The sequence below is a fragment of the Ancylobacter sonchi genome, from assembly GCF_018390695.1.
GTDB classification, from domain to species: domain Bacteria; phylum Pseudomonadota; class Alphaproteobacteria; order Rhizobiales; family Xanthobacteraceae; genus Ancylobacter; species Ancylobacter sonchi.
In genome coordinates, this window is sequence record NZ_JAHBGF010000027.1 from 1 (window position 1) to 25,401 (window position 25,401).

A 25,401-nucleotide genomic window follows, 5' to 3' on the forward strand; every position below is an offset into this window, starting at 1 on the left:
CCCCATACCAGCCTCGGCGGCCTATCGCCGTCGATGTTCGCAAGCCGGTCCCATGAGGACCAAAACCCAGCCGGGCCTAACTTATGACCGGCAGGAAAATGGGGAGCACGTCATGTGAAGCCGCCACAACTGCGGCGTGTGCAGCGGCCTGCTACACCGTCGATGTTGGGGTAAAGCTGAAGCCTTAGCGCAATCGGGCATGCTCGTTCTTGTGGTGCACGATTTCGCGCAAGTTCAAATTCTAGTGGATTTCGATCGACGAAACGCATCGAAATAACTACAGAGCCTCTCGACGTTCTCGGGCTCAAATTCATGATCTGAGTCCGCATGAACGACAATTTGGAAGTTGCGGCCAGAGCTTTTCTTACAAATAGCCTTAAGTGCTTTTCGCAGAGATGGGTACTCTCGGCGTCTGACAGCGAGCGCTTCACCGTTTTGCGACGGCCACTTCCACGCCGTCGTCGCATAACCGTTCAGATCGTGTAGCACCTGCCTTGGATCGAAAGCTTTCACATTCATGCGCCTGCTCCCCGGTCGGGTCGAGCGAAAGCGCGCGGATCTCGATCCGTTCTCTTCCAACCGCCAACGTGCCGATGCCTGTGTTGACGACATCGGACTCTATATCCGTTTTGCCGAAATAGCCAATCCAATTAAAAAAAGCGAAGTCGATTCACAAAAAATAATTATTCACCTTCTACCGGGAGCATTCTTTTAACCAATAATGCAGCCTCAGTTCGGTTTTTGACATTGAGTTTTTTCATTATGTTTCGAATGTGAACCTTAACAGTGCTTTCACACATATTAAGCTGATAAGCGATGATCTTGTTGGGGGCTCCACTGCGCAGGGCGCGGGCTACCATCATTTGCTTGTGTGACCCGAAGGCGCCGTATGATCCAATCGGATAATCCGGGCGCCCAAACGAATTCGGCTCGCTATTCAAAAAGCCAGAACTCGGCACGTAAGTGCCACCTGCCAACAGCAAATGGAGGATCTGTATCGTTAGTCGGAGAGATAGACTGGTCGGTAGATATCCCTGCACGCCCACCTGCACGGCTTCGGCCACGCTCTTCGCGGCATCATCATCGCAAAGAACCGCAAAACTGATGGATGGATGGCGCGCCTGCAATTCAGCGACGTAGGATCTCAGCTGCTCCATCCCAATTTTCTTTCCAGCAACACGCGGCATCGATAGTATAATTAACGATGTGTTTTCACTATCGCCTGATACGGTCCATTCTGGAAAATCCAAATAGCTATAGAAATCGCAACTAGAATCTTCCATGCGAAGCGATTTTACTAAGCTCTGTGCATACAATAAACGTGGCTCAATCAAGGCTACGAAATTGTGTCGTCGCGTATCCTCATTTCTCCTTATCTGAAATGACTGCGGCTCATGATGTTCGTCGTGTCCGAACGCAAGCGCGGCAGATCGCCGCTCAGCGAACGACGCTGAATGTTCAACGGCATCTTCGGTATCCATACGGCGTGATCACCATCTGTGCTCAGCTTCGCTAGTGCCAAGGCCTGTGTGGCAGTCGAGATCCGCAGATAAAACTCATCTGATTACAATGAGTGGTAGATTGAAATTTCTACGCACCAAAAAGTAGTAGCACTTTCGAAGCAGCATTGGGCTAAACAAAAGGAGTAGGTCATTCACCTTTCGGCCAGTGCCTACGACTCATCGAGCTCCGTCGACAAAGTCGATACTCATCGCGGGAGCACCGTGTCAGCCGTCCGAGAGTGCGATTCGGTCAATCCCACGCACGCTATTCAAGGGTTGACTGCGCCTTCGATGTCGAGGCGACGTGGCGGCTTTTGGCCCTGAGCCCTCACCGTCACGCGGGGCACTTCCGACGCTCATCAGCCGGCGGACATAATCAAATAATGTGCCCTACCCGTTCAAATTTCCTGGAATGTCGCAGCGCGTGCGCAGCGCTCGGTACGCGACTGCGTCGACATTGTTGCCGTCTCGGTGCCTGATGTCGCTATGGTTGCCCTCGCCATGGAGCATCTCATGCGCGACAACCGGCCAGTATCGATCCACAGCGGACGCCAAGGCGTACTCGGAAATTGCCGACCCGAGTCTCAGATCGGCTTCGCATATTGCCCGAGCGCGGGCTTCAAGGTTGTTTTTCATGGCGCACTCTATCACGCGTGCAGATATCGTGGCGAAACGTTGGCGTGATGCAGGTGTAGTGACCACCGCGCTCATTGGCGGCCCGCGCAGAAGCGGCCTTGTCGGCGAAGAGTACTAGCGGTCCGGCATACGTCCCATCACGAAACCCGCGAGACCCGCCAGCGCAACCATCCCCACCGGCGCGAAGCCGCGAGACACCGGCTCGGCGCCCATCGCGTCTGCCGGGAGCGGGACGGCTTCAGCGGGCCGTGGCTGGATATTCGTCGCGTCCAGTATCGTGGGAACCTTCTTCGCTGTCTCGGAACGAATTCCTCGAGCCAGTCACCTGTGGGCAGTTTCGCCTCCTGCTCTCGCCTGGAAGCTCAAACGCGCGGTGCGATAGGAAGTTTCGGCGCGTCCGACGCTCATCAGCAATTTCCCTTAGGCGCCTTCCGCTGCCGCTTCTGGTAGCCTCTGCTCAAGCTCGCAACTCATAAGAGCGCGGAGGCAACGCCAATGGTTACAGTGTTTGGAATCGGCATCCTGGCCATGCTGCTGATCTTTGCATATGGGCTGGATCAATCGCACGGGAACGAGGGGTAGGCACGTCGGCCAAGCCAAACTGCGTTGGCGCGCCAATCGCCTGGAAAATGGGGCGGCTGGACGCGCTGGCTACAACGCGTCCAGCCTAGGCCTGCGCGCGTAGCACCGAGGTTGGCGGGGAGGGGGAGCGCAGGCCATGAGAAGGCTAGTGGCCGGACACGCTGACCATGATGTGCCCGGCCGGTCGCCGCCACGACGCTGGGAGCCAGACGACGACTGTTTCAGGATACCAGCATGGGGTGGCCCTAGGCAACCGTGTGCCTAAGCCCCGGCGCGCCTCTGCAAATCGGCAAGGACGTACAGCCTGATTGCGGACGACAGGTTGGTGCCGTCCGGTCGGCTGATTTCGATTTCCTTTGCCAGAGCTCCAAGATGCTTGCGCTCTCGGCGCGCGATATCCCTGAAGGCTTCGAAGAACTCAGGTTCCAGCGAAATGCTGGTCTTCCGTTCTCCGACGACAATTGATCGCTTCGTTATTGGCCTTTGCATCGCCCCCTCCGCGCAGCCTGCATGTGCCAAGGGTTACCCTATTACCCTCGCGTGAGTAGATGCAAATGGTTGGTGCGGACGGCGGGACGGATGCCAGCCTCGTTACCCCTTCCGCCCTTCGCGCAAACCGGGACACAGTGTCCCAGTTTGCCATCCCCTCCAGCCGAACCCATTCCGTTTCGTGCTCGGGCCTCCTGCCGCGTGAGATCTTCGCGATGCAGATTTTCGCTCACCTCCCACAATCTGGCGGCGCGCTCAGTTGCCCGTGCGGCGCTTCCGAGCGGCATAGCGCTCATCGCGTTTCGCTTTGGCCTCTGCCTGCTCGGCGGCGGTAGTCTCGGCATTCGCACGTTCGGCAGCAACGGCGGCGTTGCGACGGGCGACATGCCGCGCAGACCTAGCCTCATCGATGGCCTTGCGCTCGGCGGCGCGGGCAATCATAGCAGGGTCATCTGCGCTCGGCCGCTCAGCCAATTGGGCGACGAGCCGGGCCTTGGCGGCAGCGGCTGTACGGCGGCGATCTTCAAAAGTATCAAGAGTTTTCATCGCGCTCCTTATCCCGTACGCGCCCCCACTTCAATAAGCCTCAGTCGGTGGGCTACCCTCAACACCACCCCACTGCCCGCAGCGATATCGCCGCTGGCTAGGAACTGGATGCCGGCGGATTCGAGGGCGCGGGGAACGTACCGCGAACATTTTCCGAATCCGTGTTGCGTCCGTGTTGCACCAACCAGGCGAGGTTCTCGGCTGAGCCATAGGCGCTGTCGGCGGCGAGCTTGGCCGGCCAGAGGCCAAAGCGCTCCTGCGTCCGGTCGAGCATGGTGCGGGCCGAGCCGACCTCGGCCTGCCGGATGGCGCGGCTGGCCTCGCCATCGACGATGACGGCGTGGTCGAGGTCGATGAGATAATTGGTGGCGTAGGCGAAGAAGGCATGGCCCTTCAAAGCGCCGGTCCATTGCGCCGCCGGATCGGAGCGCGAGACGAACTTCGGCTTCGCTTCGCTGGCCGCGCCCCAAGCGGCTTCATCCAGCGTGTCGAGATACTCGCGCACCGATCGATGCGTTCGGGCGAGATCGTCCCAATCGACCGGCTCCGAGGCTTCTGCCGACCGCTGCTTGTTGGCATCGGCCTTGATCAGGCTGGCATCGACCGCGAAGCCTTCGCCGCCGACCAGCCCTCCGCTATGCAACGCCGGACGGTCACCTCGAACAGCTCGCGCAGGAGATCGCTCTCGCGGAAGCGGCCATGGCGGTTCTTAGAGAAGGTGGAATGGTCGGGCACACTGCCCTCCAACCCGAGCCGGCAGAACCAGCGACAGGCGAGGTTCAGATGGACCTCCTCGCACAGGCGGCGCTCGGAGCGGATCCCGAAGCAGTAGCCACTGAGGAGCATCCGAATCATCAGTTCCGGATCGATGGAGGGCCGTCCCATCTCGCTATAGAACGGCCGCAGATGCGCGCGGATCTCCGAGAGGTGGACAAACCGATCAATGCCGCGCACCCAATGATCGGCTGGGACGTGGCGCTCCAGGCTGAACTCATAGAACAGTGCCTCCTGCGCCACCTGCCGTTCGCCCATCATCGCGTCGTCCTCCTCAAGGACAACAGAATCAGGACTTCACGACCGCAGCAACGCCTACTTTTTCAACGACATCCGCCAGGAGCAGAATTTCGCCTGCTTCGAGGAAGCGGACGGTGCCCGGTTCCGTCTCAACAGAATTATGTTCGGAGCTCCGGGAACAGCCGATCCGAAGCGGATTGTATCCTCGATCATCGAGCGCGCGGCAGGCCCTCGGGGGGACGTTGAAGTATGCTTTCGACCTCGAGCATGACCGCCTCCGGCAGTGGACCGAACGCCATGGCTCCCGCGTTCTCGGCTGCCTGGGCCGCAGACTTGGCTCCGGGAATCGGCAGAATGCCGGATCCCTTCGCCAGCAGCCAGCATAGAGCTCCCTGCGCCAGTGTCCGGCCTCCGACCGTGAGAAGCTCCCCGACGGCCGCCATCTGCCGGGCCAGATCGGCGCGCGGACGCCCGGCATCGAAATAGCCCTGCCAGTCCGCCGGGCTGGCGCGCACGTCCCCTCCCGGTACGACGCGGCCATCATCAAACTTGCCCGTCAGTATGCCCATACCCAGCGGTGAGCGGATGAGTTGGGTCAGGCCACGCTCGGTCGCCACCCGGCACATGGACGGCGCGTCGAAGAACAGGTTCATGGAATGCTGGACGGTGGAGAAGCCAAGCCGGTGCGCCATGGCCGCGGCGCTCGCCGGGAAATCCGTACTCCATCCATAGCTGCCAATGACTCCGGCTGCGACAAGTGCTTCGAGCGCCTCGAAGGCCGATTCGGCATCGTTGACGGGAAGGTCGTTCAGATGAAGCAACATGACGTCGATATGATCGCGGTCGAGACGCCGTAGGCTCTGTTCGACCGACCAGCGGACATAAGCGGGATCAAAGCGCGGCCCCGTCAATTGCCGCGTCGCGGCGTCGATCGAATGGCCGAACTTGGAGACGATCACCGCATCGCTCCGGCGCGCCAATGCCTCGCCGAGAAGGCGCTCGGAATGGCCAGCGCCATAGACCGCCGACGTGTCGAACACCCTTATCCCATGATCCCAGGCGGCATGGATGGCGCGAAGGGATTCGACATCATCGGCACCCGAATATCCGGCTGCGATGTCGCCGCACCAGAATGGGCCTCCGATTGCCCAGCAGCCCATGCCGATGCGCGATGCCGTCTGCAGTCTTGATGTCATCTTGCCCGAAGCTCCATTCTGGATCGTTCAGGGAAAATGCGACGTCGACGACGGTCCGTGCAGTCGCCGAAGATGAAAGGCCTCGTTCATGAATGAAACGACGTTCGACTGGTCCGACCTGCGGATCTTTCTGACGGTTGCGAGGGCGGGCGGGCTCGCAGCGGCGGCAAAACTGATTGGACAGAGCCCGGCAACGCTCGGCCGCCATATAGTCAATCTCGAACGTGCCCTCGGCGAGGAGCTCTTCCGCCGTCTGCCGAGCGGCTATGAGCTCACGGACGCCGGCCAACGACGCCTCGTTCAGGTCGAAGCAGTGGAGGGACGCATTGTCGACATCGTGCGCGGTCCGTCCGAGCGAGACGCAGGATTGCCTATCCGCATATCGGCAGGAACGTGGATGACATGGTTCCTGACGCGGCATATCGCCGAACTCGGCACGGCCGGACGGTTTCTCGTCTTCAGCGCAGCCGAGGAGCGGCACAATATCGGCCGGCGTGAAACCTTGATCGGTATCCGCAACCAGCGCCCGACCACACCCGGGCTGGCTGTGCGCCGGACGGCAAGGGTGCGCTTCGCACCTTATGCCTTGAACGACGGATCGGCGGAAGACGGCTGGATCGCCTGCACGGTCGACACCCCCTCCGCCCGCTGGGTTCGCAACCATCGGCGTATAAGCATTCGCATGGAGGTGTCCCACCCGCGCACGCTTCTCGATCTGGCCTTGGCAGGCGCCGGGCAAGTGGTGCTGCCATGTTTCATCGGCGCGGTCCACGAAGGTCTGGTCAGGACCGGCCCGATCATCGAGGAGCTGTCACATGACCAATGGCTGGTCGTTCATGGGGAGGATCGAAACCGGAATGGCGTTCGCGAGACGATCGACGCCATCGCCAGCCTCATCGTCGCAAAGCGATCGCTGTTCGCTCCGATGGAAGAGGCATGACGGTGTCGTCGCGCCATGAGCGGAAAGTCGCTGTTGGCCGGAGAGCAGACGTTGAGAGCATCAGACCATGAGCATGCGCCGGTCCACGCTCGGCCAGTTCGGCCAAGCGTAGACAGCCCCCTGTGATCAGACGGTCGGGACGGTGCCGCCGTCGACGACGAGCTCTGAACCATGGATCGAAGAGGCGCGATCCGAGGCCAGGAAGGCAATGGCTTCCGCGACCTCGAACGGCTCAGCTCCGCGACCTATGGCAATGCCGCCAAGGCCGGCCAGTACGAGTTGGCGCGCGTCCTCGATCGTGCCACCGTTGGCGGCTTGGATGCGCTTGAGAAATTTATCGGTTCCCTCGGTCATGATCCAGCCGGGGGAGACGACGTTGACCCGCACGCCCTTCGGCCCCAGTTCCTTGGAGATGGACTTGCTGTACGTCCGGAGCGCGGCCTTGGCGCTGGCGTAGGCGGTGGTCGCATCGGGAAGCGGCAGGACCGACTGGATGGAGGTGACGTGCACCACCACGCCCGAGCCCCGTTCGATCATCTGCGGGATCAGGAGGCGATCCAGACGCACCGTGGCCAGCAGGTTCAGGTTCAGCTCGGACAGCCAATGGTCGTCCGTCAGTGCGAGGAAGCCGCCGCCCGGCGTGGTCGAGCCGCCTAGCACATGGGCGAGGATGTCGATGCCGCCCAGACGCTCGAGCGCCGCCTTGGCCAGCGCTTCGCCGCCCGCAGCCGTCGTCAGGTCCGCCTGGACGAACTCGACACCGTCGATGGGCTCAAGGGTTCCGCGGGCGGATGTGATCACCCGGGCGCCGCCGGTCAGGAAGCGGTCGACGGTGGCGCGGCCCAGACCCTTGGTGCCGCCGCTGATGAGCACACGCTTTCCCGCGAACTCGGTCGGATCGGCCTTGATGGTCATGCCGTGATCTCCAGCGCTCTGATGGCGTCGTCTTCGAGGGTGAAGCGGTAGGTGAAGCGGATCGGGCAGCCCTTGAAGTCGCCATGGGCGGGTCCTTCGACGACGACCTGGCCGCCTTCGTGCCGCATGGTGTCCGGCGTGAAGATCGCCTTCACCGCGACCACCTCATCCTCGAAGAGATGCCTGAGTTCGGCGTGTCCCCGAAAAGTGGCGCCGTTATCGCGAAGGACGGCATCGGCTGCGAAGGGTGCCAGCATGCCATCGATGTCCAGGCGGGCGTTTGCAGCCACATAGGCGGCGATTGGGATCGGAAGTTCGAGAGACATTGTTTTGTCCTGTCTGCTGCGGTCGTAGCCGCGGCGGCTACTAGTACGCTTCCCACCCAAGCTAGCGATGGACAGCCCGCCCGATAATGAGGACAGTTCGAGATGCCTCATCACGAAAGCCAGGACAATGGCACAGAGCAGCCTGACCGAACTGGACGCCGTTCTCATGGTCGCCCGCCGGGGCAAGTTCCGCACGGCGGCGCTTGAGCTCGGGGTTTCAACGACCGCGCTCAGCAATGCGGTCGGAAAGCTGGAGCGCACGCTGGGCGTACGGCTCTTCAACCGGACGACGCGAAGCGTCTCCCTGACGGCGGCAGGCCAGCGGTTCGTCGCGCAGGTCGCTCCTGCCGTACGGGACATACATGAGGCGATGGAGGTGGCGCGCTCTCAGCAGGCCACCCCTTCGGGCACGTTGCGCATCAACGCCTTTCCGACAGCGGCACGAGAAATCTTCTCCTGGCTCGTCCTGCCGTTTCTGCGCGAGCACCCTCGGGTCCACATCGACATCGTCACGGAGGGACGCCTCGTGGACATCGTCGCGCGCGGCTTCGACCTCGGCGTTCGGAGCGCGGATCTTGTGCCAGTCGACATGATCGCGCTCCCGTTGGGAGTCGCACGGCGCAATGTCGTGGTGGGCACACCAAGCTATTTGAAAGCGCACGGGACGCCCATGATCCCCCGGGATCTCGCCGGGCATTCCTGTCTCCGCGTCCGGCTCCCCGATGGTGCAATCTACCGCTGGCCGTTTGAGAAGGGCGGACAGTCGGTCCATATCGACGTTGAAGGCGCCATTACCCTCGACGAAGCGAGCCTCGCACGCAGCGCGGCCCTCGCTTCCGTCGGTCTCGCCCTAGCGATGGAGTCCGACGTGCGCGACGACATCGAGGCAGGCCACCTCGTGCGCGTGCTTGAGGATTGGACGCCGACCCTGTCCCCATTGAGCCTCTACTACCCGAGCCGGCGCAACCCGACCGCCGCGTTCAAGGCATTCATTGACTTCGCGCGCCGGCACAGTGCGGGCGGCGAGGCTCCGGGGCTGTCGACAGATTGAGATGCGCCAGAAGCAGAAGTTCGTTGCGACGACAACGAATAGCCGGTTTGGGGCCGGCGGCAGACTGTCCGCTATTGGGGACTTCAAACGAGAAGCTGACATATCGTTCCGACAAATTTCCCGAGGGCCAAACTGACCCAAAGCCTACCTTCTGAACGTCCGCTTCGAGGTCCATTTCAAATTGGTGGTTGGTCCGCCGCTAGCTGCGGGTACGATACAAATTCCGTTCGTGGACCTCGGATTATGGGGCTGACCCCTCCTCGATCCCCGTCTCGATCCAGGCCCGGGTCTGCTCCAAGATTTCGTCGGAAAGAGCCGGGTCATCGATGGCGCGGGCGAGTATGACCGCCCCGACCATCGCCGCCCAGCTTCCAATCGCTGCCTGACGCCGGTCTGCCGGATGCACCGCCGGGAGCGCCGTCTCGAGACGGGCGATCTGCGAGCGAAACCCTTCCGTCATCGCCGCGCGCGCCGCCGGTGTCTGGTGACGTATGGTTGCGGCAAGGCCCGCCGTGGGGCAGCCAGCAGCCGGGTTGTCGCGATGACGCGGCGACAGATAGGCCTCGAGATAGGCGCGGATTCCGATGTCCCCGCCGGCGTCCGCCGCGAGGACGTGAGCCAACGTCTGTGCGACCAGATCGTCCTTTGAACTGAAATGCCCATAGAAGCCACCATGGGTGAGCCCGGCGGCCTTCATCACCTCGGCGACGCTGACGGCGTCGAACCCCCTGTCGCGAAACAGCGAGCTGGCAGCGTCGAGTATGCGACGGCGGTTCTCCGCCATCTGCTCACGGCTGACCTTCATTTCAGAATCCTCCGACGCCCGTCATTGACAGTTACATGATGATCGTCATATTTAGACTCAATCATGATATTCATCATGTATATTGCTACGAATTGAAGCGAGAGCAACCCATGGCCGCACAACCCTCCGTTCTTATCACCGGCGCCTCGACCGGCATCGGCGCGGCTTATGCCGAGCGTTTCGCCCGCCGCGGGCATGATCTGGTGCTGGTTGCCCGCAACACGGCACGCATGGAGGCGCTGGCGGCTCGCCTGCGTGAAGAGTTCGGCGTGGCGATCGACATCATCACGGCCGACCTGACACAGCCCGCTGATCTCGGTGTCGTGGAAGCCCGGCTGCGCGAGGACGCGCGCATCGGCATCCTCATCAACAATGCCGGAACGGCCATTGGCGGGAGCTTCATCGAGCAGAGCACCGATGCCGTCGCGCAGCTGCTCGCCCTCAACACCACCGCCATCCTGCGGCTGGCCAGCGCCATCGCGCCGCGTCTGGCAAAAGCCGGCGAGGGCGCGATCGTCAATATCGGCTCGGTGGTCGGGCTGGCGCCGGAGTTCGCCATGACGGTCTATGGCGCCACCAAGGCTTTCGCGCTGTTCCTGTCGCAGGGGCTCAGCCTCGAGCTCGGCCCGAAGGGCGTCTATGTCCAGGCGGTGCTTCCCGCCGCCACGCGTACCGAGATCTGGGGTCACGTCGGGGCGGACGTCGACGCCATGGCCGGGGTGATGGACGTCAATGAGCTGGTCGACGCAGCGTTGGTCGGCTTCGACCGCCGCGAGGCCGTCACGATCCCGCCGCTGCCCGATGTTGAGCAGTGGAACGCCTTCCAAACTGCGCGTCAGGCCATGCTGCCGAATACACGCCAAGAACACGCCGCCGCGCGCTACCGGACGGCCGACTGAGCCTTTGGCAGGAACCCAGAGAGCACACCATCATGAAGGCCTTCATCCTCGACAAATACAACAAGAGCGGCGCCCTGCGCTTCGGCGATAGGCCGGAGCCGGAATTGGGGGATGAGGATGTCCTGGTCGACATTCATGCCGCCGGCCTGAACCCTCTGGATTCCAAGATCCGCGACGGCGCCTTCAAGCCCCTCCTTCCCTATCGCCCACCTTTCATTTTGGGACACGACATGGCGGGACGGGTCTTGCGGGTGGGCGCGAAGGTCCGCCGCTTCCAGGCGGGGGACGAGGTCTATGCCCGTCCGCGCGATGGCCGGGTCGGAACCCTTGCGGAGCGAATTGCCGTCCACGAGGACGATCTCGCGCTGAAGCCGACGAACCTGACCATGGAGGAGGCGGCGTCCATTCCCCTGGTCGGGCTGACCGCCTGGCAGGCTCTGGTCGACCGCGCCGGTCTGCGCAAGGGGCAGAAGATCCTCATCCACGCGGGCTCGGGCGGCGTCGGGACATTTGCCATTCAACTGGCCAAGCATCTCGGCGCGACGGTCGCGACGACCACCAGCACCGCCAATGTGGATCTGGTCCGAAGCCTCGGCGCCGATGTCGTAATCGACTACAAGACGCAGCACTTCGAGAAAGTCCTGACGGGTTACGATGTCGTCCTGAACAGCCTGGACAGCGACACGCTCCAGAAGTCGCTGAGTGTGCTGAAGCCGGGCGGGAAGCTGATTTCCATCTCCGGTCCGCCGGACCCCGATTTCGCCCGTCAGAAGAGGCTTAACTGGGGGCTGCGGCAGCTCATGCGCCTTCTGAGCTTTGGCATTCGCCGGAAGGCGAAAGGCCGAGGGCTCGCCTATTCCTTCCTGTTCATGCGGGCGGATGGCGGGCAGTTGAGCCAGATCACGGCGCTGATCGAGGCCGGGGCCATCCGCCCGATCATGGACCAGGTCTTCCCGTTCAAAGCCACCAACGAAGCCTTGGCCTATCTCGACACCGGACGGTCCAAAGGCAAAGTCGTCGTCCAGCTGAAGTGATGGCGGCGTCGCGTTCTCCCTGGCGCACGGCCGGCCCTACGGCGCTCGTCGGCGAACACAATTTGGGCCGCGATGGCGGACCCGTTCCCTCGTCCCACATACCGGATCAGCGCCTATGTCCTCACACTCTCCGAAAACCGCTCTTGTAACGGGGGCGTCGTCCGGCATCGGCCGGGCGAGTGCCGAAGCCCTGGCGCGGGCCGGCTTCACCGTCTTCGGCACCAGCCGCAAACCGGGGGGAACCGCCCCGGGCCAGGTCACGATGCTGGCCTGCGACGTGACGGATGACAGTTCGGTGGCCGCCCTCGTGTCGCAGGTGCTCGCACGCACCGGACGCATCGACGTTCTCGTCAACAATGCCGGCGTCGGCATGTTCGGGGGCGCCGAGGAATCCTCATCCGCCCAGGTTCAGCGCCTCTACGACGTCAATCTGTTCGGCGTTGTCCGGGTCATCAACGCGGTGCTGCCGTCGATGCGGGCGCGCGGGCAGGGCCGCATCCTCAATCTCAGCAGCGCGCTCGGGTTCATCCCCGCGCCGTATTCGGCCCATTATGCCGGAAGCAAGTTCGCCGTTGAGGGCTATTCCGAGTCGCTCGATCACGAGGTCCGCGCCTTCAATGTCCGGGTCTCCCTGATCGAGCCCGGAACGGTGACCGGCAATTTCGACCAGAGCGCGCTGGAGCCCGACGCCAAGAAGCCGGAGTATGATGGCGGCCGCGCCTGGGTGCATGACTTCATCCGGAAGTCACTGCCGAAGGCGGTCTCGCCCGAAGAGGTGGCGGAGGCGGTGCTTCGGGCGGCCACTACATCCCGCCACAGGCTACGTTACCCGGTGGGCAAAGTGGCGAAACAAGCCAGCCTGCTGCGCAGCCTCATGCCCGCGCGGCTGTTCGACAAGGCGCTGCGCCAGCAATTCGGCCTGCCCCGCTGAGGCAGCTGAGGCCTGGCGTCTGCTTTGTACTGGACATACTGAGGGAGACCAGAACCGGGCGCGAAACCATAATGTGCTGATGTATGGAGGAACTCCGGTTAGAACAGGATGACGTTCGACCTTGGAAGGACGGGTGCTGGTACTTGGCGCTTCAGCTTCTGGCGCAAAGGTAACCAAATGCCTTTTCTGACCCATGTCCGCTTTTGAGATTTTCCGCCGCTCCGGCCAACGACCGAGATGCGGGGCGCTTAGCCGTCCGGCTGGATCGGGGCCGTATCCAGACGGTCCGCTCCTAGATGCCGAGGGTCGAATAGCTTCCATTGCAAGCGGGCCGGCCTCGACGACAGCTTACGACCCCAATGCGGTCATAGAGGCTGCGCTGGACATTCCCCAAAGGCGGACGCTAGTTTTGCGGTTAAGCGACACCAATCTCAAGACGTTGGGCATTTCATGAGCGAATCCTCCATATCAGATCACATCGGCAGGATTGGCGAATCATGGTTCGACCTTTTGGCGAATAGAGCAAAGCTACTTGCTGGCCGAATTGAGCCGGATCGTTTGGGTCGGGATCGTGTTCTGGAATTTCCAGCTAAAGCAAGGATCGAGACAGAGTCTTTCGACTTGAGGCGTGCGCCTTTGGGCTGTTCCATTCAGATCAAGAGCATCTTGGCGGCGAATGATAGGGTGGCACTAACTCTGTCCGTCGCCGAAAGACTGGCCGGCGACAATCGCCCAACCTTCATCTGCATCCTGCGTGTCGATGAGGACGACGAGATCGTGGACATGCACCTCGTACATTTGTTGGGCGACAATCTATCCAGAATCTTGAAGCGTCTCAGACAAGAGTTTGCGCAAGGCACCGAGGAGCTTAACAAAACAGAGGTCACTTTCGGGATTGCGGCTGGCAGAAAGGTCGAACTGACCCCAGACGGCCTCAAGGCTGCTCTGACGGAGCTGATCGGCGAAGATATGAATGCGTATGGTGCAGAGAAGGTGCGCCAGCGTGAGACTGCGGGATTCAAGGACAGTAAGCGCTACTCTATGAGCGTCACGTTCGAAGAGATGACGCATAGCGATCTCATCGATGGGATGCTTGGGCTGAAGAAGCTCGGGATCAAGACCTTTCAGCCTTTTGAAGAGCGATTCGACATTAAGCTGCCGGGCGGTTTGCCCTTTCCAAGAGGCTTCGAAAATGCCGTTCTCCAGATTAGTCCTACACCGGTCGACGCCGGCGTTATCTCGGTCTCCAGCCCCGCACGTGGTGTGCCGTTTGAGCTGAGTTGCGATCTGATCGCGCCTGCTTTAACTAACGTGCCAATCGAGAGGCTTAAATTAATCGCCCGATCAAAGCTTCTTAATGTAGTCGTGAACATAGAAGACGGCTCAATAAAACTAGCGAGCAATTTTGATGAGTTTAGCGCGCACCTTTTGCATGAATGGTGGGAGCTGTTCAATTTCTTGGACGCCGTGTTCACTGACGGTGCAAAGCTAAGCTTGCGCACGAGCGGCGGTCTTCCGTTGTGTTCAGGATCACCTGGAGATGCCGCAACGACCAATGAAAGACCTAAGTATCTCAACGAGGCCGTAGTCATCCTTGAAATGACTCGCCGCCTCCTGGAGGAGGCGGGTGCGCTCGACCGCTCCGTCAGTTTGCGCGATGTCATGCTGTCTGCAACCACGATCAGGCAAACGCACGACTTCTTTTTTCGGGCGAACGAACTTGGTTCCTTTTCCTTCAGGGTTGAGATGTCCGAGAAAGTGGAGGTTGGAGAGTATTCCGGTCTGTTCGTGTCTGCATTCCACTTGGGCGGCGATGTTTACGCCTATGCACTGAAACTAGCGCTGATCCTGGACGGAGTTGTAGGCGAATTCGAGTTCAGATCGACGAGGATGACTCCTTTGCACATCTCTTGGATCGAGAACGACGGGGCCGCCTTAAAAAAGTTCGCGCAAAAAACAGCCAAGCTGAGTGGCGCACGAATCATCATCCTGCCAAGTTTCGAAAATTTGGATGAACCGACGGGATCGCTCTTGCTCGCCCAGAACTAGAGACTGTGAAGTCACTTGGGCAGACAAGGCCGAATAAGAATAATGCTACCTCGTCACGGAAGCTGGCCCCCAGGCGAAGTGAGTGACACAGACTTTTTGCGGTTTCATGCAACCAGAGATTAGTGAGTTGGCAGGATAGTTCGCCCTTTAGGCCGGCGATCCCAAAAGCCGCCAGTCCCCTTCCCGCCCCGGTCCTGCCGGTCTCCTCCCGACCCCGTTACTGCCGTCCATAGTCGATTCAGAGATCGCACATAAGTTTCCTGAGGTAATAAATGTCATTACCGAAAGCCTGATCGTGGATGTCTCCAATGATCTTTCGGTTTAGGTGATCAACCATAGCATCGGTAAGCTGGTTGCTTGGTCCGATTGGGCTGTCTGCTCCACGAAGCTCAAGAAGCGCCGCCCTTTCGGGGCTTACCGGGTAGTACATTGCAAGGTCGTCGTGGCCGCCGGTCAGTGGTAGGAGATTTAGCATTGGCTGGTCGCCGGTGATAAACCGGAGTTGCCCCGATGCGGAAAGCATCCGGATGTGCCAGCGTGCGCGATCTGAATACAGTGACCAGCCTAAGTTGGTTGCCATAGCGATGCGGATAATCGGCCACGTTCGCTTAAATTCTCCGGCGATGGGGCTGCCCTTGAGACCGAACACGCGCTCCTGCATCGCTTTTGTACGAAAATGTTGCACTGACAAGAAGAAAGAAAAATGTCTTGCATCGTCATCTATGTTCCAGAATTCGCTACTGCCTGCACGCAGTTCTTCCAGCAGCCTGACCGTTGGCCCTTCAATCTTGGAATGCAGGCTCTCCTCGCTCTGAATCTCGACGTCGCGAATTGCTTTTTCCAGCGCTTCGTCGACTGCCCCCCGCGCTCCAAGCTGTCTGCGCAAACGGGATGGCCTAGCAAATTCGTCCAGCCAGCCCATGTTAAGCTCAACCAACATCGGATTGGCCTTGGGGAAGTCGATCATCCTCCGAGCGAACTCTTCATCTTGAATGGCTAAGACCGGGATACGATAGAAGTCTCTCTCCTGAGCGACGTTGGCGGGATTTGTAGAAAAGGCATCGCCAGCCTTACGGACGACCGCGAGAGGGCCGCTGCCTGCCCATCCCTCCAAATAGTATCGCCAAACGTAATGTTGCCGCCGGGTAACGTTCATGCATCAAGGCTGACACCAATCCGAGATTGGCACAATTCCCTAGGGAGCCAAGTGCGCATGCGCTCGAGTGGCCGCTTTCCAGACCTTGAAGCCCAGAAGCGGTCTGGCAGGAATCCACCCCGGCTCCTGCTGATCTGCCGGCGACCCCATTGTCGCCGCTCGGAACGATTCGTTCGCCGCCCGAAGCTTGCCATTCGAAGGCATCCGGATTTCGCCTCAAACGCGGCCGTCGGGGACTGTCTGCTTGTCGGGAGCGGAATCAGAAAGCAGACGTAGGAGAAGGCTTGAGTCCCGAGTATCAATCGGCGCGCAGAAACATGTAAGAAGAATGGCTCTTCTTGAAAGAAGCGCGGCTTTCAGTGAGCTCGAAAATGCTGTTGTCAACATGCTGTAGGCGCCCCGATTATCTTGAGGGTGGTCAAGCCTGCAGCGTTGTTCGGAGATGGCTTCACGGTTATGTTGATGTGAACATCATCGCAGCCACGAGTCGGCCAAGTGACGCCATTCCGATACCGCAGTCGCATCAAAGAGTTCAACGAGGCATTCACCAAACAAGTTGCGTCCGAGCTGCAGGAGCGGGGCAACGAACTCATCTCCCCCCGGAATGCGCAGAAATTCTCGCATGGCCGAATGTGGAAGACAAAGCCTACGGAGCACGGCGACGGCGCCAGCGAAATGCAGGTTCATTCATTTGGAATCGTGTCCCACTTCAATGATGTCGTCAACCACGACCTTTCCAAGTTCGTTGAGGCGAGAAATCGTTTGGTCGAGGGGCTGATGGCGCAGTTCCAAACGTCCCTCTACCAGACGCTCGACCAGTCTACCGAGAAATCGGGAAATAAAGTTGCCGTCGGCCCGGGGAAGTCTTTTGCCGAGGCCTTCTTGGCCGCCCTTGAGATGATCGAATTTAGCATTGACGAGAATGGCGAGGTCAGTCTGCCGCAAATTCATATGGGACGAGAAGGCATAGAAAAGCTCTTCGCCGATCTGGAAGCGCAGGGACCGGATTTCACCGAGCGCGTCGAACAGGTGAAGGCCGAGAAATCCAAACTCGCCAGGCAAAGGGAAAGCGAGCGACTTACGAAATTTCCCCCGGCTTGGGAAGGAGATTAGCTTTGAGAGTGCTGATCGCCATCGGTTGCGACGCCTACGACAATCCGCCCCTCCAGCCTCTTGCGGGCGCGGAGAACGACGCTGCGACAATCTTCGAGCACCTCGTGGCGAAGAACTGGGGTGAGTACGACCGGGCGCAGTCAAAGCTGCTGCTATCGCCGACGATGGCGGCGTTGCGATCTGCCATCGAAGTCGCACTTTTCTCCGGCCCGCCAATCGAGGAACTGACGTTCTTCTTTGCTGGACACGGCGGCGTGAAGGATAATACCTACTTTCTTTGCCTGAAGGATACTGACGTCGGCCGGATGTCGCTGAACGCCCTGTCGATGACACAGCTGTTCGGCTGGATAACCGAGGCGAAGATCCGTCACACCAACCTGATCGTCGACGCCTGCCACGCAGGCGGCGTCGTCCATGACATCGGCGTCCTCCTCAACCCCAATGTCATTGGAAAGGCCGGATCATTGGCCATTTCGATCCTGGCGGCGGCGGGTTCCGACGAATATGCAGGAGAGTCGGATGGAACCGGGCACTGTACGAGCGCGCTTATGTCGTGCCTGAAAGGGGAGACATCGGTTCAGACAACCCGGCCGTCGCTTGACCTAGTTGAGGTTGGACAAGTCGTGTCAAGGACGATGCAGGGCACGGGCCAGTCCCCAGTCTGCTGGGGGATCAATCTCTTCGGCATTTCCCAACTCGCGAAGAATCCGCGCTTTTCCGAAGGTAGTGCACACATCAGCGAGACGTTCCCGGGTCTGGCTTCCAACGGCGCAGGCAACGAGCATATCCGCGCGGCTTCGGATGCAATCTGGGAGCAGTATCTATCGCTCACCAGAGAGTTTGACGCAGAGCGGTTTCTGGATGTCATCCAGCCAGTCTGCGCGAACCTTGAGGAGGAGCCAGCGGTGGCTGCCGCCTTCATAGTGGGGCTGGCCGCCACCTTCGGCGCCCGTATTGCTGCAACGGGCGATCACTTCGAAGTTGCCAGAATCCAGTCTGCGTGCGCGGTCGCGCTTCTGCCAATGGCGGCGTCCAGCACGCACTGCGCCGATGCCATTATGCAACTATCGAAAGAGGTCGTTGCGTCGATCGAAGATGGGACCGATCAGCTTTTGACCGAATTTACCGAAAGCACCTTTACGTTGCTCTCGAAGGACGGCGGCATCGCCGACTTCTACTTCCTGCCGCTGCGGCTAATGAGCATCCTGGGTTGGCTCGGTGCAGCGGTCCATATCCAGACCATCTCCGGCAAGAGCACAGCGGTGATCGCTCCGAAGGCGGCCGAACTCGTGCGCCTGATAATGGCGCATTACAGTAATTCGATCGTGCCAGTGTCTGATGAGATGACCCCGTTCTACGTATCTTTCGCGGCTGCCGCCGATGTCCTGGGCTGCGAGGAGGAGTTGGAATCGATTTCTGGTCTGCTCCTTACGATTCTTCATCAACGGGGCGGGTGGATCGCCGATCCGAGGCTGAGTGGCGAGGACGCACTACGGTTTCTGACTGCCGTGACCGAGCGACGTTGTGATGACTTCCGGAACATTCTGGCCAATCCGACAAGCCTCTTGCCAGCGGTGCTTTTGGTCATGGACCGGAGCGGGCTCGCTGATATCGCCGACGGTGCGATGAAGGGCTTCGACCACATGAACATCAACATCTTCGTCCCCAACGACTTCAGCACATTCGGAGCAGGCCTTATCGAGGATGGGACGAACTTCTCGCTGAACATAGGCCACACCGTGTTCAGCGTCAGTGATCTCGTGGCCGAATGGTCGAAGATCGAAGAGCATCTGAGCGCCGACGCGATACTGGCATCTCTGGCGGTCCGGATTTCCAGTGTTCTCGCTTCCCTGCTACGACCGGATCGCGTCGCATGGTTTCTCGTCGCCGGACAAACCGCCAAGACGTCCTGATCGTCAGGGTAATTTCTACCGTGGAAAAACTGCACGACCCGGGCTCTCAGGCGTAAACTTGCGCGGGATCGATGATGCCTCCCCCTGCTCAATCACTTCATATTCATGATATTCTTGGCGCGCCGGCAGGGTTCAAAATAACTGGACTGGAGTGGTCGACATCGCCGTCATCCCCAGTGGCGCAGCCGTGTTGGGGACAATGTCGCGATCCAGACGAACTACACCGGAGCGTCCAGCCAGGTCGGATCATCCCGCCAGGCGGACGAGTTTCAAGCGCCGCAGTTCATCCACGATCACCGGCCCGAGGCGCAGCGTGCCGATGTCCTCGATCCCCGCCAGCCACCTGCGTGCAGCATCCGGCGTGAGGTTGCTGTCGGGAAACTCCGGCTGGAGGGCCGTTGCGGCGATTCGGGACAGGCCGAGCTCCATGAACGACCAGCCGGACTTCGTCGGGATACCCAGCTCCAACGCCAACGGGAAGTCGTAGACGTCGGCGATCAACCCTTCCTGCCCGGTTTCTCGAAGGACGATGTTGAGAATGTCGATGTACGCCTTGCCAAGCTGGACGAAGCGGAAGCGGACTTGGTCCTCGATGAGGTCGAACTCCCTACGGACGACGTCATCAACGACGACCTCGCCGGGATCCCTGACGCGGCTGCCGGGGTTCCGCTCGCGCTCGATCCTGTTCTCTTCGCGCTTCTTGGCGTCGTACCGCTTCTGACGTTCGACTGCCTTCGCGAGAATGACCGGATACGGCACGCCGCGCATCCACCGTAGAGCAATGCCGGAAACGAGGCCCGCGAAGCCGCCGTCACCGCGATTCACCTCGCGGTGAATCCTGGCGAAGATCCGGCCGTACCTATCGGAGGCTCCCTTTCCGAGAGGGCTGATGGGAATCAGCCTCAGCGTCTTATCCTCCGATACCTTCTCCTTCATATTGTCGTAGAGCCGACGCAGCCCGAACGGATCCACTGTCCAGTTGGTCGCCAGCAGCGTCGCCGGAAGACCGATCTTTTCGTGTGCCGCGAAGCTCGCCTCGGTCAGGCGGTTGCGCAGCCCTTCGTCGAGGCTGCCGAGGGTGCGGTCGACATACCCGCGGACCTCGTTCCCTGCGGCCTTGGAGATCAGAAGCCCGGCGGCGGCCCTCACTCGCCCAGCGTCCTCGTCGTGCGGCGACTCGGTCGGCATCGCACCTCCCAAGGCCCCGAGCAGGCGGTCCGGAACCTCGGACGCTGTCCGCAGAAACGCTGACTGGACCTGGTAACCGACGAAGTCGTCGAGCGGCTTGTCTGACCAGTCCTCGTAGTCGACGAGGAACACATTGCCTACGATGTCCGCAGACATGCGTCCGGCGCGCCCGGCGAAGTTCCACAGCGCGGCGGGAGCTAGCGGCTTCCTCGTGCCCCTCGTGGGCGTGTCGATGAAGACGTTCCGTGCCGGGAGGTTGATGCCCTCGAACAGCGTCGTCGTGCAGACGAGGAATTTCACGTGTCCCTCTCGAAAGGCGCCCTCAAGGGTCTCGCGAAGGAGCGTCGGCATCTTGCCGTAGTGGAACGCCACGCCCTTCCGTATCATCGCGGCAAGCGTGTAATCGGGATGGATGTGCTTCTTCACGAAATCGGAGACCGTGGCCAGCGCGGGGTCGCCGCCGTCCCCGAGGTCGTGGGCCAGTTGCCGCGCGACCTTCTCCGCCTCCGTCGGACCGGTCGCGTAGACGAGGGATCCCCCGGTCGAACCGAGTTCGAGTGCCGCTGCCGCCAAACGGCTTTCCGGGACGTCGAACCCTCGCTCGCTCCGGTAGGTGCCGAGCCGCCGCGGACCGTCCGGGGTCAGCAGATCCAGTTCGAGCGCGTTGCCGACCTCTGCCTTCCTCAACTGGATCCTGTTCTGCAGGACGGAGGGCAGGTCGGAACGCGCTACGGTGAGGTCGGGTGCGCCGATCATGGCGCCGACCGCCTCGAAGCCGCGGGCGCCCGGCGCGAGAAGCACGAGGCGGGTCGTTCGGCTTCGGCTGACCGCCTGCTCGACGCTGTCCTGGAGGATCATCCCCCGGGAGCCGTCCGAGAGGTTCTGGGCCTCGTCGACCACGACAAGGTCGAATGTCACGGCCGAAGCGGCGAGTAGCACCTGGAGGCGCTCCTGCGTCAGCACGAATACCTGCCTGTCCGGGTTGGCGGGATCCGGTGTCGGGACGGTGGTGATCCTTACATCGGGCGCATCGCCGAGGCGCCTTTGGATCTTCGCGCTCACCTCCGACAGGAGGGCCCGTGTGGGGGCGACGTAGACGGCGCAGAAGGACGCTGCCCGCTCGACCTGTCGACACAAGTGCTCGATAACGAGGAACGACTTGCCGGCCGACGTCGGTGCCGAGATGGCGATCGCGCGCGCGTCGGGCAGCTCGTCCCAGGTGTCCTTCTGGAAGTCCGTCAGGGGAATCCACTGGTCGCCGACCCTGACGGTGTTCAGCTCGCGCGACAGCGTTCGGCGGAGTGCGTCGAGGAACGACGACCCTGTCTCGGGGCCCTCGCGCCTGACGAGGTCGTGCGCGGGGAAGTTGCCCAGGTCGGTCAGGATGCGGCGGCCGCGCTGGTACGCTCCCTCGTCGCCCGCCGCAACGATTAGAGAGTTCAGCGCGATTGACTGTGCCATTCGCCTGTAGGCGAGGTCGTCCGTCTGCACGAACACGCCGGCGCAATAAAGGAGCTTGTGCAGATCCTCGTCGGAGGGCGGCTCCGACGCAGGCTCGATGACGGCAGCGATGGAGCGGGCGGCGCCGGAGCTCTCCAGGCGACGCAGGATGTCCGAGAACGCTGCATGACCCGCCATGCGGGCTGAAAGGTCCAAGGCAAAGCTCATGCCGGGTTGCCTCCCTCGTCGTCGCCCATGTCGATGTCGTCCCCGTCCAGCGGGAGGTCCCGTTCGGCCACGCCCATTGCCGCGTAGAACGCCTTCCGCAGCTCGCGCACATCGGGCACCGCCACAAGAAGGACGATCGACTTCGCGGGGTCCGCACCATGCTTCAGCAACTGCTTCCTCGCGGCAAGCTGCAGCTTGCCGTGGTCAGCGGCATACCGTTCCGCGAAGTCGCGCTCGTGGATGTCGGGGGGCTGATCGTCGCGTATGCGCAGGCGCTTGCCGAAGTGCCCCGGTTCCGAATGGCAGATGATCCCGACGAACCGCTCCCTGCGGCGGAGTTCCGGGTGGCCGATTACGTCGAAATGATCGAGTGCGCGCTGCCTTGCTTCGCCCTCGAGCGCGTCTAGGTTCCCGAGGTCCGCGACGATCTCGTACTCGCGGAGGTACTGGCGGCGGTCGCCGAGGAATTCGGCGGCCGACGCGGCGTAGGACGCGATGCCCCGCCGGCCCTCGCTCGCCAGCTTCGACTCCAGAAAGTAAACCGTCAGCGCGCCGTTCTCGAAGACCGCGTGGATGCCGTCGAGCCCGTGGACGGGCATATTGGCCGCCGTCTTCAAGGACATCTTGCTCGCGACCTGCGCGGCCCCGAGGTGCTCCTGCACCAGGCAGTAGGCCAGCACTTCGCCCAATTCGCTCGCGCGCTTGGGATGGCGCGCGTTGAAGTCGATGAAGAGGTCCCTAACGGCCTGGTAGCATCGCGCGACTGCCGTCATGTCCGCTGCAATCTCGCGGCGGAACCTCTCCTGCCTGCGCCGGGGGAGAGCGTAGTACATGCACTCTGTCCAAAGGAGGTAGGCGAGGTCGTCCACCCTTGGCCTGTCCTCGCCGAACCGGACGTGCAGTAGGCCCAGCCGGGGGCCTTCGCAAACCTCGTCATGGACGGCCCGGACGCAGCAGCTCACCACACCATCGATTTTCGAAGGATTTAGCAGAGTCGCGAGCGCGCGAGCGAGGGTTTCCGCCTCCGCATCGGGGCCATCGGGATCTGTTGCGCCGTTCGTCATCCTAGCCCGAGGCACGGGCACCGGCGTTCTGGTTCTCCGGGCGGCGGCGTGGCGGGAATGATTTCGATTCAGTCGGTTGCATCGATTCGGCTCGTGCGGAGAAGCCCGATTAGAGCCGATGGTTGGCCCAACCGCAACCTGGGGGCGAACGGCTTATTGCTGCACACAGGAATTCAACGGGCGTTCGCGGAGGCCCGCGATCCCGACATATTTCCCGGAGCACTAGATGGGCGAGAAGGAAATGATCGACAACGAGGTAGTCACCAACGTCCCGACGAAGGCAATGACCATGCGCAAACCGGCCGCAATTGCTCAAGCCTGCGACCGGGAGCGCCCGCTGCTTCCCAGCAGAATTTGGGCGAATGCGGGGAAATTCATGCAGTTACTGAAGACTGGATGAACGACCGGCGGGTTTCGGGATTGTGCCGAACCTAGCTGAACGGCAAGGATCGCGGCGCAAAGCGGACGTCGCTGAAGGGGCAGTTGAGAGGCCGGTATGGGTCAACTGCGGATGTCTCCACCCTTCTCGCTTCACCCAACATCCTCCTCGATCTCCTGCCGAAGCTGTGGCCCCTTAGCCAGGCGCCGACCAAGCGCGCTGGTGTAGGCCGCGTAGCGCTCGGAGACTTTGGCACGGGCCGCCTGGGCGGCAGGTTCTGGCAGCGCGGGGGTGGTTGCGAGCCAGAAGCGGATGAAGGTGGCGAAGGCCTCGGTTGAGATGCCAAGGTTGCGCTCCAGCCGTGCGAGGCGGCGATCGATCTGGCCGAGGCGACGGGCAAGAGCGGCCTCCTGGCGCTCGGCACTGTCGGGCGACAGGAAAGAGGCGATCGCGGCCTGGGCGATCAGGGACATGGACTGATCGCGCTGGGCGGTGTAGTGGGCCAGCATGTCCATGATGTCGGGCTCGAGATAGACCGAGATCTGCGCTTTCTTCGTGCGACCTGCCATGGCAATCACAGGTCCATGCCGTCATTGGGATTGAGGCTGACCTGTCGGGCCACGCCTTGAATCAGTCCGGTCATGCGCCGGTTCCGCGTAGCGACATCCTCCATCTCGTTGTCGCGATCTGTGTCGAACTCGAACTCATTCTCGATGGGCTGCATTTTCTCGACCGACTTCACGCGGCTGAGTTCGGGCTGATGCCGGTGCTCGGAGCCGATCGGGTCATCGTCTCGACCTCCAACGGCAGCGCTCCCGCCCGTGTCCTCCTGTTGCCTTGGCAACGGCATCGCGGTCCAGTCATCGTGCTGCACAGCCCAACCACGGGAGGGTGTTGGCGGCGGCAGGAGCCGGTCCCGGAAGCGCGCGTCCTCGTAATAGCGCGCCTTCTTTGCCCGGATTGGAGGCGTGCCGGCAACCATGACGATCTCGTCCGTGGGCGGCAGCTGCATGACCTCGCCGGGTGTGAGCAACGGGCGGGCGGTTTCCGATCGCGAGATCATGAGATGACCGAGCCAGGGCGAGAGCCGATGGCCGGCGTAGTTCTTCATCGCCTTCATCTCTGTGGCGGTGCCAAGCGCATCAGACACGCGCTTGGCGGTGCGCTCGTCGTTCGTGGCGAAGCTCACGCGAACATGGCAATTGTCGAGGATCGAGTTGTTCGGGCCGTAGGCCTTCTCGATCTGGTTCAGAGACTGGGCGATGAGGAAGGCCTTCAGGCCATAGCCGGCCATGAAGGCGAGCGCCGATTCAAAGAAGTCGAGCCGCCCCAGCGCCGGAAACTCGTCGAGCATGAGCAGCAGAGGATGTCGTCCGCCCTTGGCCTGCAGGTCCTCAGTGAGCCGCCGACCGATCTGGTTGAGGAGGAGGCGGATCAGCGGCTTGGTGCGATTGATGTCGGAGGGCGGCACCACGAGGTAGAGGGTCGACGGTCGCTTGCCGCCGACGATATCAGCGATGCGCCAGTCGCAGCGCCGCGTCACCTCGGCAATCACCGGATCGCGGTACAGGCCGAGGAAGGACATGGCGGTGGAGAGCACGCCCGAGCGCTCATTGTCGGATTTGTTCAGTAATTCGCGAGCGGCGCTGGCGATGACGGGATGAGGACCCGCCTCGCGGAGGTGGGCGGTCTTCATCATGGCGTCGAGCGTGGTCTCGATTGGCCGCCTGGGATCGGACAGGAAGGCGGCGACGCCGGCGAGCGTTTTGTCCGTCTCGGCATAGAGCACGTGGAGGATGGCTCCGACGAGCAGCGCGTGGCTGGTCTTCTCCCAGTGGTTCCGCTTTTCCAGTGAGCCTTCGGGATCGACGAGGATGTCGGCGATGTTCTGCACGTCGCGCACCTCCCATTCGCCGCGGCGCACCTCGAGCAGCGGATTATAGGCGGCGGACTTGGCGTTGGTCGGGTCGAACAGCAGCACGCGGCCATGCCGGGCGCGGAAGCC

Annotated in this window: 21 protein-coding genes and 1 pseudogene; 9 read left to right on the plus strand and 13 right to left on the minus strand. The window is 61.5% G+C overall.

Annotation, left to right across the window (positions count from 1 at the left end):
• Window positions 1-683 precede the first annotated feature (683 nt).
• The 5 genes and pseudogenes from KHC28_RS15260 to KHC28_RS15280 form a co-directional block, all read right to left on the minus strand.
• Window positions 684-1,481, minus strand: coding sequence for a response regulator transcription factor (locus KHC28_RS15260; RefSeq protein ID WP_214009230.1), 798 nt, complete (start codon window positions 1,479-1,481; stop codon window positions 684-686).
• A gap of 1,500 nt (window positions 1,482-2,981) precedes the next feature.
• On the minus strand, window positions 2,982-3,209 hold the full coding sequence (locus KHC28_RS15265) for a ribbon-helix-helix domain-containing protein (protein WP_214009231.1): 228 nt from the start codon (window positions 3,207-3,209) through the stop codon (window positions 2,982-2,984).
• Window positions 3,210-3,464: 255 nt separating this feature from the next.
• Window positions 3,465-3,755: a DUF6481 family protein gene (locus KHC28_RS15270; protein WP_214009232.1), complete on the minus strand. Its 291-nt coding sequence runs from the start codon at window positions 3,753-3,755 to the stop codon at window positions 3,465-3,467.
• Between the two features lie 175 nt (window positions 3,756-3,930).
• Window positions 3,931-4,790: pseudogene (locus KHC28_RS15275) on the minus strand (transposase); the annotation flags it as partial.
• A 188-nt stretch (window positions 4,791-4,978) separates the two neighbouring features.
• A complete protein-coding gene (locus KHC28_RS15280) occupies window positions 4,979-5,965 on the minus strand; it encodes an aldo/keto reductase (protein WP_246564886.1) in 987 nt (328 codons plus the stop codon).
• Between the two features lie 88 nt (window positions 5,966-6,053).
• On the opposite strand from KHC28_RS15280, the gene KHC28_RS15285 reads away from it, so the two are divergent.
• Window positions 6,054-6,905: a LysR family transcriptional regulator gene (locus KHC28_RS15285; protein ID WP_214009233.1), complete on the plus strand. Its 852-nt coding sequence runs from the start codon at window positions 6,054-6,056 to the stop codon at window positions 6,903-6,905.
• 126 nt (window positions 6,906-7,031) lie between these two features.
• Here KHC28_RS15285 and KHC28_RS15290 read toward each other — a convergent pair whose 3' ends face one another.
• Both KHC28_RS15290 and KHC28_RS15295 read right to left on the minus strand, forming a co-directional pair.
• Complete coding sequence (locus tag KHC28_RS15290; RefSeq protein ID WP_214009234.1) at window positions 7,032-7,820, minus strand: SDR family oxidoreductase; 789 nt, start codon at window positions 7,818-7,820, stop codon at window positions 7,032-7,034.
• Window positions 7,817-8,257, minus strand: coding sequence for a nuclear transport factor 2 family protein (locus KHC28_RS15295; RefSeq protein ID WP_246564887.1), 441 nt, complete (start codon window positions 8,255-8,257; stop codon window positions 7,817-7,819). The genes KHC28_RS15290 and KHC28_RS15295 overlap by 4 nt, the downstream gene beginning before the upstream one ends.
• A gap of 16 nt (window positions 8,258-8,273) precedes the next feature.
• On the opposite strand from KHC28_RS15295, the gene KHC28_RS15300 reads away from it, so the two are divergent.
• Window positions 8,274-9,197 carry a LysR family transcriptional regulator gene (locus KHC28_RS15300; RefSeq protein WP_214009235.1) on the plus strand — a complete coding sequence of 308 codons (924 nt, stop codon included), beginning with the start codon at window positions 8,274-8,276 and terminating at the stop codon, window positions 9,195-9,197.
• Between the two features lie 241 nt (window positions 9,198-9,438).
• Here KHC28_RS15300 and KHC28_RS15305 read toward each other — a convergent pair whose 3' ends face one another.
• A complete protein-coding gene (locus tag KHC28_RS15305) occupies window positions 9,439-10,002 on the minus strand; it encodes a TetR/AcrR family transcriptional regulator (RefSeq protein WP_214009236.1) in 564 nt (187 codons plus the stop codon).
• 110 nt (window positions 10,003-10,112) lie between these two features.
• On the opposite strand from KHC28_RS15305, the gene KHC28_RS15310 reads away from it, so the two are divergent.
• The 4 genes from KHC28_RS15310 to KHC28_RS15325 all read left to right on the plus strand — a co-directional run bounded on the left by KHC28_RS15310 (window position 10,113) and on the right by KHC28_RS15325 (window position 14,915).
• A complete protein-coding gene (locus KHC28_RS15310; RefSeq protein WP_214009250.1) occupies window positions 10,113-10,901 on the plus strand; it encodes an SDR family NAD(P)-dependent oxidoreductase in 789 nt (262 codons plus the stop codon).
• Between the two features lie 32 nt (window positions 10,902-10,933).
• Window positions 10,934-11,935, plus strand: coding sequence for an NADP-dependent oxidoreductase (locus tag KHC28_RS15315; protein WP_214009237.1), 1,002 nt, complete (start codon window positions 10,934-10,936; stop codon window positions 11,933-11,935).
• Window positions 11,936-12,050: 115 nt separating this feature from the next.
• Window positions 12,051-12,866 carry an oxidoreductase gene (locus tag KHC28_RS15320; RefSeq protein WP_214009238.1) on the plus strand — a complete coding sequence of 272 codons (816 nt, stop codon included), beginning with the start codon at window positions 12,051-12,053 and terminating at the stop codon, window positions 12,864-12,866.
• A 450-nt stretch (window positions 12,867-13,316) separates the two neighbouring features.
• Complete coding sequence (locus KHC28_RS15325) at window positions 13,317-14,915, plus strand: hypothetical protein (RefSeq protein ID WP_214009239.1); 1,599 nt, start codon at window positions 13,317-13,319, stop codon at window positions 14,913-14,915.
• Window positions 14,916-15,153: 238 nt separating this feature from the next.
• Here KHC28_RS15325 and KHC28_RS15330 read toward each other — a convergent pair whose 3' ends face one another.
• Window positions 15,154-16,071: a DUF4238 domain-containing protein gene (locus tag KHC28_RS15330; RefSeq protein WP_214009240.1), complete on the minus strand. Its 918-nt coding sequence runs from the start codon at window positions 16,069-16,071 to the stop codon at window positions 15,154-15,156.
• 495 nt (window positions 16,072-16,566) lie between these two features.
• Between KHC28_RS15330 and KHC28_RS15335 the strand changes: the two genes are divergently transcribed.
• Window positions 16,567-17,184 carry a hypothetical protein gene (locus KHC28_RS15335; RefSeq protein ID WP_214009241.1) on the plus strand — a complete coding sequence of 206 codons (618 nt, stop codon included), beginning with the start codon at window positions 16,567-16,569 and terminating at the stop codon, window positions 17,182-17,184.
• Window positions 17,185-17,192: 8 nt separating this feature from the next.
• A complete protein-coding gene (locus KHC28_RS15340) occupies window positions 17,193-19,097 on the plus strand; it encodes a caspase family protein (RefSeq protein WP_214009242.1) in 1,905 nt (634 codons plus the stop codon).
• Between the two features lie 246 nt (window positions 19,098-19,343).
• Here KHC28_RS15340 and KHC28_RS15345 read toward each other — a convergent pair whose 3' ends face one another.
• Both KHC28_RS15345 and KHC28_RS15350 read right to left on the minus strand, forming a co-directional pair.
• Window positions 19,344-21,953: a DEAD/DEAH box helicase gene (locus KHC28_RS15345; protein ID WP_214009243.1), complete on the minus strand. Its 2,610-nt coding sequence runs from the start codon at window positions 21,951-21,953 to the stop codon at window positions 19,344-19,346.
• Window positions 21,950-23,017 (minus strand): HamA C-terminal domain-containing protein, encoded by a 1,068-nt coding sequence (locus KHC28_RS15350; RefSeq protein ID WP_281419119.1) that lies wholly within the window; start codon window positions 23,015-23,017, stop codon window positions 21,950-21,952. Before KHC28_RS15350 ends, KHC28_RS15345 begins: the two co-directional genes overlap by 4 nt.
• A 226-nt stretch (window positions 23,018-23,243) precedes the next feature.
• Between KHC28_RS15350 and KHC28_RS15355 the strand changes: the two genes are divergently transcribed.
• On the plus strand, window positions 23,244-23,417 hold the full coding sequence (locus KHC28_RS15355; RefSeq protein WP_214009245.1) for a hypothetical protein: 174 nt from the start codon (window positions 23,244-23,246) through the stop codon (window positions 23,415-23,417).
• Between the two features lie 131 nt (window positions 23,418-23,548).
• On the opposite strand, the gene KHC28_RS15360 is transcribed toward KHC28_RS15355, so the two are convergent.
• Both KHC28_RS15360 and traG read right to left on the minus strand, forming a co-directional pair.
• The gene (locus KHC28_RS15360) at window positions 23,549-23,965 is read right to left on the minus strand and encodes a CopG family transcriptional regulator (protein WP_214009246.1); all 417 of its coding nucleotides are present in this window, start codon (window positions 23,963-23,965) and stop codon (window positions 23,549-23,551) included.
• Between the two features lie 5 nt (window positions 23,966-23,970).
• Window positions 23,971-25,401 (minus strand): IncP-type conjugal transfer protein TraG (gene traG / locus KHC28_RS15365; RefSeq protein ID WP_214009247.1); only part of this gene is annotated, 1,431 nt, incomplete at its 5' end.

Bases quoted from the DNA above. Each gene is read 5' to 3' on its own strand.
- KHC28_RS15290 (WP_214009234.1), bottom strand. From the start codon at position 7,820: ATGACCATCAAGGCCGATCCGACCGAGTTCGCGGGAAAGCGTGTGCTC.
- KHC28_RS15355 (WP_214009245.1), top strand. From the start codon at position 23,244: ATGGGCGAGAAGGAAATGATCGACAACGAGGTAGTCACCAACGTCCCG.
- KHC28_RS15305 (WP_214009236.1), bottom strand. From the start codon at position 10,002: ATGAAGGTCAGCCGTGAGCAGATGGCGGAGAACCGCCGTCGCATACTC.
- KHC28_RS15360 (WP_214009246.1), bottom strand. From the start codon at position 23,965: ATGGCAGGTCGCACGAAGAAAGCGCAGATCTCGGTCTATCTCGAGCCC.
- KHC28_RS15345 (WP_214009243.1), bottom strand. From the start codon at position 21,953: ATGAGCTTTGCCTTGGACCTTTCAGCCCGCATGGCGGGTCATGCAGCG.
- KHC28_RS15270 (WP_214009232.1), bottom strand. From the start codon at position 3,755: ATGAAAACTCTTGATACTTTTGAAGATCGCCGCCGTACAGCCGCTGCC.
- KHC28_RS15300 (WP_214009235.1), top strand. From the start codon at position 8,274: ATGGCACAGAGCAGCCTGACCGAACTGGACGCCGTTCTCATGGTCGCC.
- KHC28_RS15350 (WP_281419119.1), bottom strand. From the start codon at position 23,017: ATGACGAACGGCGCAACAGATCCCGATGGCCCCGATGCGGAGGCGGAA.
- KHC28_RS15325 (WP_214009239.1), top strand. From the start codon at position 13,317: ATGAGCGAATCCTCCATATCAGATCACATCGGCAGGATTGGCGAATCA.
- KHC28_RS15315 (WP_214009237.1), top strand. From the start codon at position 10,934: ATGAAGGCCTTCATCCTCGACAAATACAACAAGAGCGGCGCCCTGCGC.
- KHC28_RS15330 (WP_214009240.1), bottom strand. From the start codon at position 16,071: ATGAACGTTACCCGGCGGCAACATTACGTTTGGCGATACTATTTGGAG.
- KHC28_RS15310 (WP_214009250.1), top strand. From the start codon at position 10,113: ATGGCCGCACAACCCTCCGTTCTTATCACCGGCGCCTCGACCGGCATC.
- KHC28_RS15280 (WP_246564886.1), bottom strand. From the start codon at position 5,965: ATGACATCAAGACTGCAGACGGCATCGCGCATCGGCATGGGCTGCTGG.
- KHC28_RS15285 (WP_214009233.1), top strand. From the start codon at position 6,054: ATGAATGAAACGACGTTCGACTGGTCCGACCTGCGGATCTTTCTGACG.
- KHC28_RS15260 (WP_214009230.1), bottom strand. From the start codon at position 1,481: ATGGATACCGAAGATGCCGTTGAACATTCAGCGTCGTTCGCTGAGCGG.
- KHC28_RS15320 (WP_214009238.1), top strand. From the start codon at position 12,051: ATGTCCTCACACTCTCCGAAAACCGCTCTTGTAACGGGGGCGTCGTCC.
- KHC28_RS15265 (WP_214009231.1), bottom strand. From the start codon at position 3,209: ATGCAAAGGCCAATAACGAAGCGATCAATTGTCGTCGGAGAACGGAAG.
- KHC28_RS15295 (WP_246564887.1), bottom strand. From the start codon at position 8,257: ATGAGGCATCTCGAACTGTCCTCATTATCGGGCGGGCTGTCCATCGCT.